Here is a 16,902-nt window from a genome sequence, read left to right as displayed (position 1 = left end):
CGGCGCACCTCAGCATTGCGGATGACATCGCACCCTCGTGCGGATGGACTGGGTGCGGGAACAAGAAGGCGGTGGCCGGCTTCGCCAAGTGCAGACGAAGCCGGCCACCGCCCACGGAATGTTTCGCGGCTGCCCCCTATGCGGCGGTGCCCTCAGCCTGCGGCCCGAAGGCGTAGCTGGGTTCGCGGCGCTTGAACCAGCGGATGACCAGCGTGGTCACCGGCACGAAGAGGAATTCCACGGCCGTCTTGTAGACGAAGCCGACCAGCACGTAATTGATGAACGTGGGCATGTCGGTGATGCCGATGACCGTGGCGGCGATGGAACAGAAGATCAGGGTGTCGGCGAATTCGCCCACCCCGGTAGAGCCCATCAGGCGGCCCACCAGGCCGCGTTCGCCGAAGCGTTCCTTCATCTTCACCAGCACCCAGGAGTTCAGGGTCTGTCCGACCAGGAAGCCGAGCAGCGAGGCCAGGACGATGAGCCAGACCGGACCCAGGGTGCGTTCGAGGGCTTCCTGCCCGTCGTACCATTCGGCCGCGGGCAGGTGGATCATGATCCAGAAGCAGGCAGTGGAGAAGGCCGCCAGCGCGAAGGTGGTGATGATGGCCCGGCGGGCGACCTTGAATCCGTAGACCTCGGAAATGACGTCGCCGATGATGTAGGCCAGCGGGAAGAGGAAGAATCCGCCGTCGGTGACGATGGAACCGAAGGTGACGCCCTTGGCGGCACCGATGTTGGAGAGGATGACCACGACGGCCATCAGTGCGAGCACGGTGGAGAAGTAGGGGCTTCCTGCGGACGCAAAAACGGCGCGCGAGGCCTGTGAACGTGATGAAATGGAGGCGGTTTTTTCGCCCATGGTGGTTCCCAATCGAAGAAGTGGTTCGCCAAGCCGGTCCCGGGGGCCTCGATTCCGGCTCCGCGCAAACGGGACGGGGCGGTCGAGGCGGGTGGGACCGCTCGCTGTATTAGCACTTGAGGTTCAAGTATCCCACGACGGCTTCCCAACCACTTTGCGGTTTCCCCCTCGCAAAGCCCGCTTCTCTCCGCGGCAATGGCCGTACCGTCGCTTTCTGCTTGGAATTATCAATTTTTGAACATGTTCAAAATTGGTTATCATGGAGACCAGGCCAACAATGGAGGCAAGTGCCATGAGGACACCAACCGCCAAGAGTTCCCAGACCCGCCAGCTGCTGCTGGACACGGCACTGGAACTTTTCGCCACGAAGGGCTTCTCCGGGACAACGATGCGCGCGATTGCCGCGGAATCCGGGCTTTCGCTGGGCAACGCCTACTACTATTTCGAGTCCAAGGACGCCATCGTCCACGAGCTTTTCCGCAACCTGCTCGAAAGACACCGGACCGCCACCTGGCCGCTGCTGGTGCCGGGAAACAACCTCGAGACCAACCTGCGCATTGCCCTTGACCAGGCGCTGGAAATCATGGCGCCGTTCCACGAGTTCGGACCTGCATTTATCCGCACCGCATTTGCCGGCGCCCACACCGAGCTCGGCGACATCCACCGCGCCCTCGAATTCGGGCTGTGGCGCCAGGTCGTGGCAGCCAGCAGGCCGCTACCCCCGCTGGCCATCCGCAACGACCTGCCGGAACTGCTGTGGCTGATACAGCGCGGGATCTTCCTCTTCTGGGCCTACGACTCCTCCCCCGGGGCCGCTCGCAGCCACCGGCTCATCAAGAATGTCGCCCCCGTGACGGCCCGTCTCGTCGTGCTCTCCCGCATGCCGGTGGTCCGCAGCATTCTCGACGACGTGCTTTCACTGGTTCGCACCGCGTCCTGAGCCGGGCAGGTCCCCGGATCCCGCGCATCGCGCTGTCGCCCAACTTGGAATCGGCCGCCGCAGGCGTAGAGTCGGTAATGAACCGTCAAAGGGACGCGAAGGCACACCGTCACCGGTGATCAGTCATGCATTTGCGCCCCCGAAGAGGTTCTTCATTGACCGTCCTTGGAACAGGAGCCGCCAGATGCCATTCGAACCTTCAAGCCTTCCGCGCTGGGTCCACGCCTTTGCCCTGCTGCGGGACCGCACCGTGACCTGTGAAGATTCCGGCCGGCTGCACAGCGTCGCCGAAGACGGGAGCAACTACGAGATCACCTGCGCCTGGCCTGGCCCCGGCGGCCTTGCCTCCCTGCTGGGCGACGCCGATGGTTCATCCCACCAAGGCCAAACAAGGCTCACGTTCCTGGGCACCCCGGACGAGTCCGCCGGCCGTGAGCTCGTTGGCCGGGGCTGGAGCCTCAGCGACCGGCGCGTGCTGCTTGCCGCGCTGGCCAACGATGTGGAACAAGTGGTCTCGCTGCCGGAAACGGCCACGCTGTTCGAAGCCCCGATGGCCGAATACGACGTGGTTGAAATCGCCGATTTCGACTCGACCGCAGGCCGCGGCCGGATCCGCTTTGGCGAGGACTTCGCACTGCTCGGCGACCCGAGCATCACCGCAACCTCGAACACCGAGCAGTTCCGCGCCGCGATCCTGGCCAACCTGGCCGCGGCTGCGGCACGCCAGGGGCTGTCGGTGCTGTTCATGGTCACCAGCGCCGACACAGCCACCGGATTGCGCGCCGAACGCGCCGCCGGCTGGTCCAACGCAACCCAACTGACCACCTTCACCCGGGCCTGATCCGGGTTGCGGTGCCCCGACCGGCACCGAGGAGTGGCAGCGCCCGCCCGGGTGGAAACGGCGGGCAGGAAAACCACCCTAAAATGGATGCATGACTTCTGCCACCACCGGGACCCGTCCCGCCATCACCTTGACCATCGCCGGTTCCGAAGCAACCGGCGGAGCCGGCGCCCAGGCCGACCTGAAGACCTTCCAGGAACTGGGCACCTACGGCATCGTTGCCCTGACCTGCATCGTTTCCTTCGACCCGAAGGACAACTGGAACCACCGTTTCGTCCCGGTTGAGCCGCAGGTCATCGCCGACCAGCTCGAAGCTGTCCAGACCTGCTATGCAGCGGACCTGAAGACCGTCAAGCTCGGCATGATGGGCTCCCCGGCCACCATCAACACCGTTGCCGCCGCGCTGAAGAACCAGGCATGGGACAACGTCGTCCTGGACCCGGTATTGATCTGCAAGGGCCAGGAACCGGGCCACGCCCTGGACACCGACGAAGCACTGAAGGCGAACCTGCTGCCGCTGGCCACCTTCGTCACCCCCAACCACTTCGAGGCCGAGTCGCTGTCCGGGATGAGCATCAACAACGTCGAGGACCTGGCCGAGGCCGCAAGGAAGATCCACGCACTTTCCGGCGCGGCCGTGCTGGCCAAGGGCGGGGTCCGCCTGGCCGGCTCCGAGGCCGTGGACGTGTTCTACGACGGCGAAACCCTTGAGATCCTCTCGGCCCCGAAGGTCGGGGAAGTTGCCGTGTCGGGTGCCGGTTGCTCGCTGGCCGCCGCCATCACCGCCGAGCTGGCCAAGGGCGAGAGCCCGCTGCAGGCTGCACGCAATGCCAAGATCTTTGTCACCGAGGGCATCAAGAACCGCGTGGCATCCGCCGCCCCGTTCGACGCCCTGTGGCAAGGCGGAACACGGTAAGGCCGCCGCAACCCGAAGACCTTCCAGGCAGAACGCTGGTCCCATGCACGCATGGGACCAGCGTTTTTGCGTTTCCCCCCAGAAACGCCGCCGCCTCGTCGGCGCGCGGACAAACAGGTTCGCGGCAGCGGCGTCCTTGCCCGATGCCAGCCGTCGCTTCCCCGTCCGTCCCGCGCCCGCGGTGCGGGCGGTGGTTCCTCCCCAAGAGGCCCACCGACTGCCCAAAGGCTATCGGCGACCTCCGACACTTTGCCGGGCCCGGGTCCTGGTCTTCCCTCCAGCGTCTGCGGGCACTGAACCAAAACGGTTTCCCGGGTCCGGATCCCCCCTCCCCGGATCCGGCCAATTCCCCGCGACATTTTCCAAGGAATCTCAAACAACCCCTTGATATGTGCCGCGCCTCACATAGGATGTGGCGTGGGACGGTGCCCATCAATCCGCTCGCGGGAATCCGTCCTCATCACTCCCAGTCACTCCCACCGGATTCAAGGAGAACCATGTCCAACCCGCGTCGTCACAGACTTGCGCGGACGATCTTGGCGTCGGCTTCGGGGCTCGCCCTGGCCGTCACCATGTCCGTCCCATCCCTTGCGGCACCGCCGACGATCGACCCGGCACCGGGTGCCGATTCGCCGTCCCTCGGCGGAACCGTCCCCAAGTCGCTGAAAAACCTGAAGGTCTCCGGCCCGCTGGCCGCGGCCCAGGGCGATGTCTCCGTTTTCGTCCAGTTCGATGGAGAAGGCGCCTTCGAAGCGACCCAGCCGGACAGCGCCAAGTCGCCACGCGGCAAGTCGGTCAAGAACCCCGACAAGGTCAAGAAGATCCGCGACGGCATCAAGGCCCAGGGCAAGTCCGCCGCCAAGGCCGCCAAGGCCGAGGTCATCTACACGACCACCAACTCCCTGCCGGGCGTGGCCCTGCGCGGAGACGCCGACGCCTTGCGCGCCCTGGCCTCGCGCCCCGACGTCAAGAAAATCACCGCGATCGTCCCCAAGACCCCCGACAACAAGGGCTCGGACATCGACACCCGCGCCCTCCAGGCCTGGAACACCCTGCAGGAGACCGGCGAGGGCATCACCATCGCCGTGCTGGACACCGGCATCGACTACACGCACGCCGGCTTCGGCGGCCCGGGCACCCTCGAGGCCTACGCAACCGCACAGGCCTCCAAGGACCTGCCGTCCAAGACCTCGGGGCTGTACGACCCCGAGAAGTTCATCGGCGGCTGGGACCTGGTGGGCGACGACTACAACGCGGACCCCAGCGCGCCGAGCTACCAGCCGGTTCCCAAGCCGGACTCGAACCCGCTTGACTGCGCCTCGGCCGGACACGGCTCCCACGTCTCGGGCACCGCTGCCGGATACGGAGTGAAGGCCGACGGCACCACCTTCACCGGCGACTACACCAAGCTGACCGCAGACGAGGTGGGCTCCATGCTCATCGGCCCGGGCTCCGCCCCGGAGGCATCGCTGGTCGGCATCCGCGTCTTTGGCTGCGAGGGTTCCTCCTCCGTGGTCGGACAGGCACTGGACTACGTCCTGGACCCGAACAACGACGGCGACTTCTCCGACCGCGCCCAGATCGTGAACATGTCCCTGGGCTCGGACCACTCGCCGGTCGAAGACCCCGAGAACGACATCGTCAACACCCTCACCGGCCTGGGAATCCTCTCGGTGGTCGCCTCCGGCAACGCCGGGGACGTCACCGACGTCGGCGGCTCGCCGGGCAACGCCCGCTCCTCCTTGACCGTGGCCAACTCCGTGGGCACCAAGGTCACCCTCGACGGCATCAAGGTCAACGCACCGGCCGACGTCGCGGGAACCGCGGCAGGCCAGTACTCGGCCAACTTCAACTACACCACCGCCGACCCGGCCACGCTGACCGGGGATGTCGTCATGGCACCGGCAGCCAACGCCTTCGGTTGCGCCCCGTTTGAGCCCGGCTCGCTGGCCGGCAAGTGGGTCTGGCTGCAGTGGAGCGAGAACCTCCAGTTCCCCTGCGGCTCTGGCACGCGCTTCAACAACGCCGAAGCCGCCGGAGCCACCGGTGTCATCCTGGACTCCGAGGTGGCGGTCTTCGAGGCCGGCATCGCCGGCAACGCCACGATCCCCGGCGCCCAGTTCACCAAGGCCTTCTCGGACCAGTTGCGCCCCGCGGCCCAAGACGGCACGCTGAACGTCACCCTGGATCCGAAGCTGGTCGGCACCGCCTCGGTCGAGTCGGGAATCGGGGACACCCTGAACTCCTCGTCCTCGCGCGGTGTGCATGGCTCGGAGGGCATCGTCAAGCCGGACGTGGCCGCACCGGGCACGCTCATCGGTTCGGTGGGCGTGGGCACGGGCAACGGCCCGGCCGTCATGTCCGGCACCTCCATGGCAACCCCGCACACCGCGGGCATTGCCGCACTGGTGGCAGGCAGCGGAAAATACACCGCATTGCAGGTCAAGTCCCTGGTGATGAACACCGCCACGGTGGACATCCTGGCCGCCAACGGCGAGGCCTACGGGCCAAACCGCGTGGGTTCCGGGCGCGTCATTGCCGATGCGGCGATTAATTCCCCCGCCTACGCCTTCGCCACCGCGGACCCGGAGCTGGTCTCCGTGACCTTCGGCGTCATCGAGGTCGACAAGACCAAGTACAAGGCCGCCAGGTCCATCACCGTGGTCAACAAGTCCGACAAGACCCAGACCTACAAGGTGAAGTACCTGCCAGCCACGCAGATCCCGGGTGCGGGCTACTCCCTGGACAAGAAGACCGTGACGCTCGCGGCCGGGGCAAGCACCCAGGTCAAGGTCACCCTTGACGTGGATGCACGCAAGTACGCCAAGACCATCGATCCGACCATGGACCGCACACAGCTTGGCCTGCCGCGCGCCTGGGTCGCCGATGTCTCCGGCCGCGTGGAGCTTTCCAGCTCCACCGCACCGACGCTGCGCGTCCCGGTCCAGGCGGCACCGAAGCTGGTTGCCGACATGGGCGCCAAGAAGATCAAGCTCGACGCCGGCGCCACCTCCGGCACCGTCGACCTGGCCGGCGACGACATCCGGGCCGGTTCCGCCGACACCCAGGTGGTATCGCTGCTCTCCGCGTTCGAGCTCGGGGCCTCCTCGGGCAAGCTGCCCGGCAGCGCCGACGCGATCCCGGGCGCACGCTCCATGGACCTGCAGCTCGTCGGTGCCTCCTCCACCGCCCCCACCACGGGCGCGGCCGACGGTCTGCTGAACTTCGGTGTGAGCACCTGGGGCAATTGGGCCCACCTGGCCGGAGCCACGGAGATCGACGTCGAAATCGACACCAACGGCGACGGCGCGGCGGACTTCGTCACCTTCAACAGCTACTTCGACGAGTTGGATGCCGACCTGGCCGCGACCTTCGATCTGCGCACCGGTTCGCAGGTCGACCTGCAGTTCCTCAACGGGCTGGGCGGCGATGTCGACACCAACACCTTCGACACCAACGTGGCATCCCTCCCGGTGTCGCTCGCGGCGCTGGGCCTGAGCGGTTCCAGTGCACCGATCAGCTACCGCGTGAGCACGTACTCCGTGTACAACGCCGATGAATCCGGTGCCCTGGCCCCGGTGGATGAAACCGATTGGATCGCCTTCAATGCGATCGCCCCGGAATTGTCCTTCGTTGGCGGCGGAACCGCGTTCGCGGACCTGGACAAGGCCAAGCTGACCGCGGCCGTCGCCTCGGACGGCACCGATGCCAAGGCGCTGTTCCTGCACCTGCACAACGCCTCGGGCAACCGCGCCCAGGTAGTGGATGTGGAGGTGCGCAAGTAGCACTGCGGCCTGGTGCAGCAACAGGCACCGGCGGCGCGGCCCGTCGGATGGCGGTGGAGTGGTTTCCACCGCGCATCCGGCGGGCCGCGCCGTTTCCGCATGCCGGCAACCGGCGGGCTTAAGCTCGAAACCATGGATGGAATGCCACTCCCCGCTTCCCTGGGCCGGATGCTGCCCCCGGGTGCCGCCGCCGCCTGTCGCGGAGGCGAGGGAGCCATGCAGGTTTTCGGTACGTCGGAGCCCCTGCCAGTCTTCAGCGTAACCAAGATGTTCATAGCCGCAGGCGTCCTGCGTGCCGTCGATGCGGACCGCTTCACGCTCGCGGATCCGCTGGCTTCCCGGCTGCCCGGCGCCCCGGCCGGCCGCACGATTTCCCAGGTGCTCACGCACACCGCGGGGATGGGCAATTACGCCTCAAACCCCGGCTACCTGGCTGCCGTCCGGGACCGGCCAGCGGACCCGTGGTCGCTTCAGGACATTGCCGCCGCCGGCGACCTGACCGGGCCCGGGCCCTTCGCCTACAGCAACACCGGCTACTGGTACCTGGGTGCGCTGCTCGAGGAGGTCTCCGGGATGTCGCTGGGCCAGTACCTGCATCGGGAAATCTTCGAACCGGCGGACATGGCCTCGACCCGCTACCCGGATCCGGAAACCGCAGTGACGGATTCGGGCTACTCGACGCTGTGGGCCGGGCCCGCCGGGGCCGCGTTCTCCACGCCGGCCGACCTGCTGCGCTTCGGCGACCTGGTGACGGAGCGCAACCCGCTCTTCCCCTCGTCCCTGTCCCCCGCCATGCGTGCCGCGTTCATGGACTCGGTTCCCGTGGCTGCGCCGGCCCCGTGGCGTGCACCGCGCTATGGGGCCGGGGTCATGATCGACACGGACCTGCAACTGTGGGGGCACGGCGGCGCGGGGCCCGGGTACCGCGCCGCGGTCTTCACCTCCCGGGCGACCGGGATCTCGGCCGCGGCGATTGCCCCGGAATCCAGCGGTTTCAGCCCGGAGGAGGCCTTGGTGTCGCTGCTGGGGCCCCGGGGCTGACTCCGCTCAGCGCCGTTCGTCCTTGACCCGCAGCACGTGCAGCGCCGCGGCGTCGATGAGGCGGGCGAAGGCGGGGTCCTTGCTGGCCTTGGCATGCAGGGCGTTGGCGATCGCCGGCATCTTCGGCGCGTCCACGCAGAGCATCATGGTCCCGCCGGCCTCGAAGAAGCGCAGGGCCCGGGTGCCCAGGCCCCAGGGCGCCAGCTGCTCGGCGTCGCACATGTCGTCCGAGACGATGATGCCGTTGAACCCCAGGTCCTCACGGAGCATCGAACGCATGATGGTCGAGGAGAACGGGGCGATGTTCTTCGCGTCGATCCTGGAGTAGTAGGCGTTGGAAACCATGACCCAGTCGTCGCCCGCGGCAACGCCGTCGCTGAAGGGCTTGAGGTAGGCATCATGCCGGGTGGTCTTGGTGTCGGTGACGTTCCGGGAGATGTCGGTGTTCTTGGTGACGCGTCCGAGCCCCGGGAAGTGCTTGATGACCGGGTCCACGCCCGCGGCCAGCATGCCGGAGGAGAAGGCCCGCGTTGCGGCCGAGACCGTTGCCGGGTCGTACCCGTATTCGCGCTTCCAGTAGCCGATGGGCGCATTCGACGGGGCGAAGGACGCCGAGGGGACGGTGTCGGCCACCGGGGCGAGGTTGACGTTGATCCCGGCCCCGGCCAGTTGCCTGCCCCAGGCCTCGGCACGCCCACGCAGCGTCGCGGTGCCCCAGCTGCCCTGGACCAGCGCCGTGGGCAGGGTGGAGAAGCCGCTGCCCTTCAGGACCTGGACGTAGCCGCCCTCCTGGTCCGTGGCCACAAACGCGTCGACGTCCACCGACAACGACTTCGAGATGGTTGACTCGACCCGCTGGACCGCGCTGGCCGTGCCGGCAGTCCCGGCGCTGCTGCGGCCCTTCAGGAAGAAGTTCCCCAGCTCGTGGGTGGAAATGGTGGACCTGTCGGCAGCGCTGCTGCCAGTTGCCGGGACGCCCACCATCAGGACCTGCCCGATTCGTTCCTTCAGGCTCATGGCGGCCAGCGTTTTTTCGGCCGGGCTGGGCGGCGCGGTCGGGCCGGGCTTGGTGCTGTGCGTCGGCGTTGCGCCGGGTTTGTGGCTCGGGGCCACCGACGGCAACTGGCTTGCGGACGACGGGCTCGAGGACGGTGCCGAGGTAACCGACGGTGCGGGGGCGCTCGAGGTCGTTGCGCTTGGCGGCGGGGGCGCCGGGGTCGGGGCGCAACCGGCCAGGACCATAATGGGCAGAACCAGCAGGGGAAGGACCACCCGATGCCCAAAATTCCTTGCTCGCGAATTGTTCATGGTCCACAGCCTCTTTTCTCCACCACATCCAGCGTGCCAGAGATTCCGGCGCCCGGAAGCCAATGGGACCGAAATCGTGACCTGTGTATCAGTTGTCCATCGTTGCGTGGCACATGGGCCCGCGCGGTCGCAGGAACTGCGGAACCTGTCGGTGGGCGCACCTAAGCTGGGCACAGGACTATTGAAGGAGGATCCCATGGCATCGGAAGGTCCTTGTGACACCGAGTTGGTTCCCGAGGTCTGGACCATGCCGTCCCGCGGCATCGAGTGGTGCGACTGCGGGCGCCACCATGTGCTGGACCGGGGCATCGTGCTCGGTTTTGCCCAGGACCTGGTTGAAGACCCGGACTGGATGACGCACGACGAGGTCATCGACACCGCCATGGACCTGTGGAACTACGTGTCGGTTTGCGAGTTCTTCCTGTTGGCCATCCGGCGCTCGGCGAGCGCCGTGAACGGCGGGCCGGCACCCAGGTACCGCTTTGAGCTTGGCCTGGAAATCGTGGCGTATTTTTCCAAGACCTGGCAGGGGTGCCCGGAGGAAATCTGTTCCCCGTCGCGCGACCGCGAGGACTAGGCCTTCACCACCGGGATGTCGGCCCAATCGGTGGTGAACTTGGGCGAGGAGTAGTCCCGCTTCATCGACCATCCCGGTTCCACGGCCAGTCCGCCCGAGCCCAGCCCAATGGACTTGTTCCCGAATTTGGCCTTGACCGCGCCCAGCACGTCCCCGACGTGCGTTTCGGCCATTTCCTCTTCAAAGATCCCGAAGGCTGCCTGCCCGGGTTCGGGCTGCAAGCCGGAAAGCACGACCCCTCCGCGGACGTACGAGGCCCCGGGGTGCATGATTTCACGCATGGCCCCGACCGCGAGGCGGGTGAGCAGGATCGGGTCCTGGGTGGGCGAGGGCAATTTGAGCGTGATCGAGGGAAACGAGGCCTCCCCGGAGGCGAAGCGGCTGGTTCCCGCGGTGACGGTCAGCAGGGTGGCCCACAGTCCGTCGGACATCAGCCTGGCGGCCCCGCGCTGCGCATAGATGGACATGACCTCGACCATGTCCTCAATGGTTGTCACCGGGTTGGAGAAGGACCGCGAGTACATGATCTGTTGCTTGTCGGCGCGTTCCTCGTTGTGGGGAATGCACGGGGTCCCGTTCAGCTCAAGGACTGTGCGCTGGAGCACCACGGAGAACTTCTTGCGGATGTCGGTCACGTCGGCCGCCTTGAGGTCGGCGATGGTGGAGATGCCCATGCCCGACAGCCTTGCTCCGGTGCGGGCCCCGACACCCCACAGGTCGGTGACGGGAACCCTGGACTGGATGTCCCCAACCACATGCGGGTCCATGGAATCCAAGGAGCACACACCGTCCAGGTGCGCATTGCGCTTGGCGACATGGTTGGCGAACTTGGCCAGGGTCTTGGTCGGTGCCACGCCCACGCAGACCGGGACCCCGACGCTGCGGCCGACCGCGGAACGGATGCGAGTGGCCAATTCACCGAGTTGTCCGGGGTTCCCCTGGACGCCGATGAAGGACTCGTCGATGGAGTAGACCTCCTGCCAGGTGCCAAAGCGCGAGAGCACCTCCATGACCCGGGCGCTCATGTCCCCGTAAAGTTCGTAGTTGCTCGAGCGCACGGCCATGCCGTGGCTTTGGATGAACTGCTTGACCTTGAAGAAGGGTGCGCCGGTGGTGATCCCCAGGTCCTTGGCCTCCTGCGAGCGCGCCACCACGCATCCGTCGTTGTTGGACAGGACGACCACGGGCCTGCCGATGAGCTTCGGGTCGAAGACCCGCTCGCAGGACACGTAGAAGTTGTTCACGTCCACCAGCGCAATCCGCTCCGTCATGGCGTCTCCTCCGGGTGGTGCAGCCGCAAACCGGCGGCCGGGGACGTGCGCGGTTCCGCAAGCAGGAGGCTCAAGTTCCCTGGTTCAGAGCGGCCGCCCGTAGGGATAGTCCACCCATTGCCCGGTCCCCTCCTCTGGGCATTGCTGCTCGGCACCGTGGCGCACGCACCATGCGTCGGCGGGGTAGCGCCACCCTTGAAGCGCGGCGTCGATCTTGACGTCTTGTTCTTTCCGGCCATCGGCGAATCGTGCATCGTACTGGATGCTCCTGTACCGGGTCCTGGGCCAGTGGCGCCGGCGCTTCCAGGTGGCACTGGCTCGAACGGCGACGGGCAGCTCGGCGTTTTCATCCCGTTCCTGCTGTGGTTTCATGCGGGGAGGTCCTCGTGTCGATGGCCGGTGTTACCAGGTGCGGCGCTTTTCGTTCCCGGGCTTGCCGCAGCACCGGCGGTTCCTGCATAAAGATGCTGTTCCGGAGTTTACACATGGTGCAGGCAGCGGGTGACGACGCCCCAGATGGTGGTTTCCTCGGTGATCGCCTCGGCCCGCTCCACCGGTTGCTCGTCGCTGGACAGGACCATGGCGCCCCGGCGGGACACAAGCCGTCGGATGACCAGTTCCCCGTCCTGAACGGCGATAACCACCGACCCGTCGCGCGGGGCCACTGCGCGGTCCACGATGACCTCGTCGCCGTGGCTGATCCCGGATGATGCCATCGAGTTGCCCGAAACCCGCATGAGGAAGGTCGAGGTCCGGTCCCTGATCAGCAGGCGGTTCAAGTCGATTCCGCCGCCGTAGTAGTCCCGCGCCGGGGAAGGGAAGCCCATGGCTTCCACCGCGCCGACCGGCCCCTGGGATTCCGGCATCGGGGCGGGTGGCTGCGGCAGGTCCATACCAAACATGAGCCCCCGACTTTCATAGAACATAGATTCGATGCCAAGCCTACCAGCGGAGACCGCGGGTGCGGGGTCCGGCTACCGTTTTTCGGAGACGTTCGCTTCCCGCGGAGCCTCGCCGGCCGCGGGGGTTCTCGACGTTTCCGAAGGCGCGTTGCCGCCGGTGCGGCGCACGGCCGCGCGGAGCCACCAGGCCAGAAGCAAGGTGCCGAACAGGGCGGTCCAGGCCCATGATGGAACCACCGCCTCCAGTTGCCGTCCCAGGTTTTCGACCGCAGCAACCACACGCGGGGGCAACAGCTCGGGGACGGCCGCCATGCCGTTGGTGAAGATCATCAGCCACCCAACGGCCGCGGTGATCGCTCCCATCAGCAGCGAGGTCGTGTGCAGGCGCAACCTGCCGAGCGTCAACTGCCGTCCGCGCAGCCAGCGCACCGAGCGGTGGCCAAGCCTGCGGATCGCCATCGCGATGAGCATGATCGGCAGGACCATCCCCACCCCGTAGAGCCCCAGCAGCGCCCCGCCGCGGGCCGGGCTCGCGGAGGTCAGCGCCAGCGTGAGGATCGCGCCCAACACCGGGCCGGTGCAGAAGCCCGCCACCCCTGATACCGCGCCGAGGGCAAAGGTGCCGGCCAGCGAGCCGGCCACGGGCCGGGGCTTGCCCGGGAGGAACCGGGCGAAATCGATGCCGCCGCCAAGTGCCGTCAACACGCCCAGGGCAATGAGCACCCACCCGGCACTGCTGAGCAGGAGCCCGCGGTCCAGGACGTTGGTTCCACCCAGCCACCCCAGTCCCAGGCCGAGCGGGACCAGGGTGAGGAGCAACCCGGCCAGGAAGACGGAGCCCAGGCTCAGCAACCTGGCACGGGAGGTGGAGATGGTGGCAAAGAGCGCAGGCAGCAGCAAGGCGTTGCAGGGGCTGAAGACCCCCAGCATTCCGCCGACCAGTGCGTATCCGAGCCCGATGTCCACCGGTTTCCCCTCCGGCCCTAGCGGGCCAGTTCCTCGTCAATGGTTTGCACGAAGACTTCCAGCGGCTGGGCGCCGATCAGCGGGCGTCCGTTGACGATGAAGGTCGGGGTTCCGGTGACTCCCAGGGCGCCGGCCTCGTCGTGGTTCTTCTGCACCAGGGCCGCGGTGTCGGCGTGCGCCGCGTCCGCGGTGAACTGCTTGGCGTCGACCCCGATGCGTTCGGCCAGTGCCGCGATGCCCTTGGCGGAGTAGTCGGCATCCTTGGCGGTGGCACCCTTGGCGAAGATCGCGTCGTGGAATTCCTGGTACTTGCCCTGCTTGCCGGCCGCAACGGCCAGCTCGGCGCTTTGCCGCGAGTTTTCGCCGAAGAACATGATGTCGCGGTACTCGATGCGCAGCTGTCCCCCGGCGACATAGCTGTCCAGGATGGTCGGCAACGATTCGGAGGCCCACTTGGCGCAGTAACCGCATTGGTAGTCGGAATAGGTGACCATGACAACCGGTGCGTCGAGTTCGCCGACCGCCGTGGGGTCGTTGGCATCGCGCCGCTCCACGTTGATCCGCTGCTGGGATTCCGAGGGTGCTGGCTGGCTCGGGCCCGGGCTTTCCTGCGTCGCCGCGGCCGCCGGGGACGGGGCTGCCTCCCCGGGTGCGGCAATCTGCAGGCCAATCACGATGCCCAATCCGAGGGCCACCGGAATCGGGAGAATCCAGAACCACGGCAGTTTCGCCTTGGTTGGTGCTGCAGGGGATTCCGTCATGTCCGAGACACCGGTTCCTTCCCGGTTGGGCCCTCGTGCCCCCGTGGCGCTTCGGCGTCCCCACGGGGAGGGGAAGGCCGGTTGGCGCTGAGGCTGGGCGGGGGTGTTTTCCTCCCTTGAACGTATCGAAGTGAAGTGCAGTTGGCGAATTGGCGTCGGGGCACCGCCGCGGAGGCCGGTATATCTGCATGCGCCCCGCCGCGGCGGCTCCCCCTGCATCGAGCGGCCTTGGCCTGCTCCTACGCGTAGGGCCAGGCCACCGTCATATCCGCCGGTTCGTCGGCCCACGGCAGCACATGCCAGATTTCGTGCGGTGGTCCCACCGCGGTGGCACCGGCCTCCTCGACCCAGCTGCAGGTCTGGTCATAGGCCGCCAGGATTGCGGGGAAGGCCGTCTCGGCACCGGAGACACGGATGCTGGCGTAGCGGCCTCCGGCCAGCCGGTAGCTGCGCACCGGTGCGTCGTTGGTGCCGGGGGCGAGCCTGTCCACCGGAAGGCACACTTCCAGCGGCCCGTCGGAGTCCGGGGTGATTTCCTGGTGGAAGATGCCAAACGGGTCGCCGGTGACGGCCAGCCCTTCGGCATCGGCGAAGGCCCGCAGTTGTTCCAGGCTTTGCTTCATCCCGGTGTCAAGGCCGTCGACGAAGGTGTGCAGCATGATGGAGACCAGGTGTCGCTCTGGTTCCAACACGGTATTGACGTTATCCATGTCCTGTCCTTTGAGGTGCGCCCGCACGGCGGCGAGCAGGGTGGAAGTCGATTCGGTGTTGTTCCGGAGTGCGGATTCGTAGGCGGCAAGCTGCTCCAACGCGCCTTCAGGGTCAGCCGAGCCAAGATTCAGCAACCTCGAGATGCCCTCGAGCGGCATGGACGCCGCGCGCAACATCGCGATCATGCGGCCCCGGCTGCGTTGGTCCGGATCGTAATAGCGGTATCCGGTGAATCGGTCCACGGACACCGGCACCAAAAGCCCACGGTCGCCATAGAGCCGCAGGGCCTTGGGTGAGAGCATGGTCGCCTGGGCAAAGGCGCCGATGCCTAAGAGCTTTTCGTGGTTCATGGCTTCAGTCTTTTCCTTGGCCCTGGGTCAAGGTCAACCGCCATGGGCCATGGTTATTTGTTGGCCCGGGCAGACGAGATTTCCGCGTGGATGTGGTCCATGTGCAAGGTGGTCGCGTTCCATCCGCGCGAGGATTCCAGGTGCTTTCCCCAGCCGCCGGTCGAGTACGGTCCCCACTGGCCGTCCTCGGCAAGCCAGAGCTTGTCCCGCCAGATCAGGTAGCTGATCCGCAGCCGTTCGTGGTTTTCCACCAGGTACTCGGCGATCCGGTCCCCGGCCTTGATGCCGGCGGCCGAGGAATAGTCCTTGATCATGAAGTCCGCGGCCAGCCCCGAGCTGTGCCCGATGGATCCGGCGCGCGAGCCGCCGACGCTGCTGATGCCGGCACCGAATCGCTCCTGCACGTCCTGGATCATGGCCCGGGTCATGGGCTGCAGCGCCTTGGGCGCCCGGTATTCGACGCTGGTCAGCAGGGTGTTCTTGATCCAGCCCGTGCCCTTGGTGGTCTTGACCCGCGACCATCCGTCGGAGGTCTTCAGGTAGGCCATCTTTTCGTTTGCGGGCAGGATCCCCAGGGAGCTGAAGGAGGTCGAGGGGCCGGTTCGGACGTTTGCGGCGTAGGCGGTCCAGCGATACGAGGTGGAGTTGTTGTTCGGTTCGCTGGTGGCCAGCGACGAGCTCGGGATCCAGCCTTGGCCGGCCGGCGTATCGATATATGACCAGTTTCCTGCGGTCTTGACCAGCCGGACCTTGGTGCCGTCTGTTTGCACGGCCAGGCGGCTGGAGGACAGCGAGGCCTTCGCGTACATCGGTTGCGTGCCGTCCACCCAACGGTTGGCGCCGGCGACCGGATTGGAATCGGGTGCCTGTCCGGAGGCCTTCACCAGGTAGTGGGAGCTCACCCAGCCGGTCCGGGACCCGGCCTTCACCTCCCACCAGGCGCCACTGGCCTTGCCCGTGCGGGCGACAGCGGTGCCCTTCGCCAGCACCACCAGCGACTTGAAGTGGGTGCCGGGGTGTTGGCGCAGGTTCAGGTTCGCACTGGTCCGATGGGTTGCGGTGGGCGCGGGCGCCGGTGCGGGTGCCGTGCCACCGGACTTCACCAGGTAGTTGGAGCTCACCCACCCGGTCCGCGACCCGGCCTTCACTTCCCACCAGACGCCGCTGGCCTTTCCGGTCCTAGCGACGGCGGTGCCCTTTGCCAGGACCACCAGCGACTTGTGGTGGGTGCCGGGATTCTGCCGCAGGTTCAGGTTCGCATTGGTTCGATAGCCACTTGTGACCTGGGGCGCGGGAGCGGCAACGGTGCTCTTGGCCAGGTAGTGCGAGCTTACCCACCCGGTACGCGAACCGGCCCGCACCTCCCACCAGGCCCCGCTGGACTTGCCCGTCCGGGTCACCGCGGTGCCCTTTTTGAGCACGGCCAGCGAGTCGAAATGGGCGCCGGGGTTTTGCCGCAGGTTCAGGTTCGCGGTCGTTCGAATGATCGTGGTGGTTTGTGCACGCGGCGCCACCGGCTTCTTCGCGACAACCAGGTGCATCTGGGGCGACGTCGCGGGTGCCGGCGCTGCCATCACCGCGGGGGCCAGTGCTCCGACCGCCATCGTGGCACCGAACGTTGCAGCCGCAAGACGCAGGGATAGAAGTGGTTGTGTGCCCATGGTGCAGACT

The 16,902-nt window shown here is 66.8% G+C and carries 15 protein-coding genes; 6 read left to right on the top strand and 9 right to left on the bottom strand.

All coding sequences use genetic code 11. The annotated features are described in order from the left end of the window. Positions 1–136: 136 nt before the first annotated feature. The gene (locus FPY90_RS16235) at positions 137–862 is read right to left on the bottom strand and encodes a queuosine precursor transporter (protein ID WP_071214779.1); all 726 of its coding nucleotides are present in this window, start codon (positions 860–862) and stop codon (positions 137–139) included. Between the two features lie 292 nt (positions 863–1,154). Between FPY90_RS16235 and FPY90_RS16230 the strand changes: the two genes are divergently transcribed. The 5 genes from FPY90_RS16230 to FPY90_RS16210 all read left to right on the top strand — a co-directional run bounded on the left by FPY90_RS16230 (position 1,155) and on the right by FPY90_RS16210 (position 8,385). Then, on the top strand, positions 1,155–1,802 hold the full coding sequence (locus tag FPY90_RS16230) for a TetR/AcrR family transcriptional regulator (RefSeq protein ID WP_175475463.1): 648 nt from the start codon (positions 1,155–1,157) through the stop codon (positions 1,800–1,802). A 184-nt stretch (positions 1,803–1,986) separates the two neighbouring features. Then, positions 1,987–2,643 carry a hypothetical protein gene (locus tag FPY90_RS16225; protein ID WP_071214777.1) on the top strand — a complete coding sequence of 219 codons (657 nt, stop codon included), beginning with the start codon at positions 1,987–1,989 and terminating at the stop codon, positions 2,641–2,643. Between the two features lie 91 nt (positions 2,644–2,734). Continuing rightward, positions 2,735–3,559 (top strand): bifunctional hydroxymethylpyrimidine kinase/phosphomethylpyrimidine kinase, encoded by an 825-nt coding sequence (gene thiD, locus FPY90_RS16220; protein ID WP_498682152.1) that lies wholly within the window; start codon positions 2,735–2,737, stop codon positions 3,557–3,559. Between the two features lie 497 nt (positions 3,560–4,056). Further along, on the top strand, positions 4,057–7,344 hold the full coding sequence (locus FPY90_RS16215; protein ID WP_498682151.1) for a S8 family serine peptidase: 3,288 nt from the start codon (positions 4,057–4,059) through the stop codon (positions 7,342–7,344). Between the two features lie 141 nt (positions 7,345–7,485). Then, positions 7,486–8,385 carry a serine hydrolase domain-containing protein gene (locus FPY90_RS16210; protein WP_175475462.1) on the top strand — a complete coding sequence of 300 codons (900 nt, stop codon included), beginning with the start codon at positions 7,486–7,488 and terminating at the stop codon, positions 8,383–8,385. Positions 8,386–8,391: 6 nt separating this feature from the next. On the opposite strand, the gene FPY90_RS16205 is transcribed toward FPY90_RS16210, so the two are convergent. Next, positions 8,392–9,402: a glycoside hydrolase family 3 N-terminal domain-containing protein gene (locus FPY90_RS16205; protein WP_498682148.1), complete on the bottom strand. Its 1,011-nt coding sequence runs from the start codon at positions 9,400–9,402 to the stop codon at positions 8,392–8,394. Positions 9,403–9,889: 487 nt separating this feature from the next. Here FPY90_RS16205 and FPY90_RS16200 point away from each other — a divergent pair, with 487 nt between their 5' ends. After that, the gene (locus FPY90_RS16200) at positions 9,890–10,270 is read left to right on the top strand and encodes a hypothetical protein (protein ID WP_498682146.1); all 381 of its coding nucleotides are present in this window, start codon (positions 9,890–9,892) and stop codon (positions 10,268–10,270) included. Here FPY90_RS16200 and FPY90_RS16195 read toward each other — a convergent pair. The 7 genes from FPY90_RS16195 to FPY90_RS16165 all read right to left on the bottom strand — a co-directional run bounded on the left by FPY90_RS16195 (position 10,267) and on the right by FPY90_RS16165 (position 16,892). Next, entirely contained in the window at positions 10,267–11,541 is a 1,275-nt protein-coding gene (locus tag FPY90_RS16195) for a Y-family DNA polymerase (protein WP_498682144.1), read from the bottom strand. The genes FPY90_RS16200 and FPY90_RS16195 overlap by 4 nt on opposite strands. A gap of 84 nt (positions 11,542–11,625) precedes the next feature. Beyond that, positions 11,626–11,913: a hypothetical protein gene (locus tag FPY90_RS16190; RefSeq protein ID WP_498682143.1), complete on the bottom strand. Its 288-nt coding sequence runs from the start codon at positions 11,911–11,913 to the stop codon at positions 11,626–11,628. Positions 11,914–12,020: 107 nt separating this feature from the next. Further along, a complete protein-coding gene (locus FPY90_RS16185; protein WP_373458083.1) occupies positions 12,021–12,407 on the bottom strand; it encodes a LexA family protein in 387 nt (128 codons plus the stop codon). A gap of 108 nt (positions 12,408–12,515) precedes the next feature. Beyond that, positions 12,516–13,409, bottom strand: a complete 894-nt coding sequence (locus FPY90_RS16180) for a cytochrome c biogenesis CcdA family protein (protein WP_498682142.1) — start codon at positions 13,407–13,409, stop codon at positions 12,516–12,518. A gap of 17 nt (positions 13,410–13,426) precedes the next feature. Next, positions 13,427–14,170 carry a DsbA family protein gene (locus tag FPY90_RS16175; RefSeq protein ID WP_071214768.1) on the bottom strand — a complete coding sequence of 248 codons (744 nt, stop codon included), beginning with the start codon at positions 14,168–14,170 and terminating at the stop codon, positions 13,427–13,429. Between the two features lie 239 nt (positions 14,171–14,409). Continuing rightward, positions 14,410–15,231, bottom strand: a complete 822-nt coding sequence (locus FPY90_RS16170) for a MerR family transcriptional regulator (protein WP_498682140.1) — start codon at positions 15,229–15,231, stop codon at positions 14,410–14,412. A 53-nt stretch (positions 15,232–15,284) separates the two neighbouring features. Beyond that, positions 15,285–16,892 (bottom strand): SH3 domain-containing protein, encoded by a 1,608-nt coding sequence (locus FPY90_RS16165; protein ID WP_498682139.1) that lies wholly within the window; start codon positions 16,890–16,892, stop codon positions 15,285–15,287. Positions 16,893–16,902 lie beyond the last annotated feature (10 nt).

The organism is Arthrobacter sp. C2 (assembly GCA_024207135.1).
Lineage (GTDB): Bacteria > Actinomycetota > Actinomycetes > Actinomycetales > Micrococcaceae > Paeniglutamicibacter.
Note: the sequence above shows the minus strand (reverse complement) of the source record. Positions and strands in the feature narration are given on the sequence as shown.

What these genes read in the sequence shown, in the direction of transcription:
- FPY90_RS16225 (WP_071214777.1), top strand. Translation starts at nt 1,987, where the DNA reads ATGCCATTCGAACCTTCAAGCCTTCCGCGCTGGGTCCACGCCTTTGCC.
- FPY90_RS16235 (WP_071214779.1), bottom strand. Translation starts at nt 862, where the DNA reads ATGGGCGAAAAAACCGCCTCCATTTCATCACGTTCACAGGCCTCGCGC.
- FPY90_RS16190 (WP_498682143.1), bottom strand. Translation starts at nt 11,913, where the DNA reads ATGAAACCACAGCAGGAACGGGATGAAAACGCCGAGCTGCCCGTCGCC.
- FPY90_RS16185 (WP_373458083.1), bottom strand. Translation starts at nt 12,407, where the DNA reads ATGCCGGAATCCCAGGGGCCGGTCGGCGCGGTGGAAGCCATGGGCTTC.
- FPY90_RS16200 (WP_498682146.1), top strand. Translation starts at nt 9,890, where the DNA reads ATGGCATCGGAAGGTCCTTGTGACACCGAGTTGGTTCCCGAGGTCTGG.
- FPY90_RS16195 (WP_498682144.1), bottom strand. Translation starts at nt 11,541, where the DNA reads ATGACGGAGCGGATTGCGCTGGTGGACGTGAACAACTTCTACGTGTCC.
- FPY90_RS16165 (WP_498682139.1), bottom strand. Translation starts at nt 16,892, where the DNA reads ATGGGCACACAACCACTTCTATCCCTGCGTCTTGCGGCTGCAACGTTC.
- FPY90_RS16215 (WP_498682151.1), top strand. Translation starts at nt 4,057, where the DNA reads ATGTCCAACCCGCGTCGTCACAGACTTGCGCGGACGATCTTGGCGTCG.
- FPY90_RS16230 (WP_175475463.1), top strand. Translation starts at nt 1,155, where the DNA reads ATGAGGACACCAACCGCCAAGAGTTCCCAGACCCGCCAGCTGCTGCTG.
- FPY90_RS16210 (WP_175475462.1), top strand. Translation starts at nt 7,486, where the DNA reads ATGCCACTCCCCGCTTCCCTGGGCCGGATGCTGCCCCCGGGTGCCGCC.
- FPY90_RS16170 (WP_498682140.1), bottom strand. Translation starts at nt 15,231, where the DNA reads ATGAACCACGAAAAGCTCTTAGGCATCGGCGCCTTTGCCCAGGCGACC.
- thiD (WP_498682152.1), top strand. Translation starts at nt 2,735, where the DNA reads ATGACTTCTGCCACCACCGGGACCCGTCCCGCCATCACCTTGACCATC.
- FPY90_RS16175 (WP_071214768.1), bottom strand. Translation starts at nt 14,170, where the DNA reads ATGACGGAATCCCCTGCAGCACCAACCAAGGCGAAACTGCCGTGGTTC.
- FPY90_RS16205 (WP_498682148.1), bottom strand. Translation starts at nt 9,402, where the DNA reads ATGAGCCTGAAGGAACGAATCGGGCAGGTCCTGATGGTGGGCGTCCCG.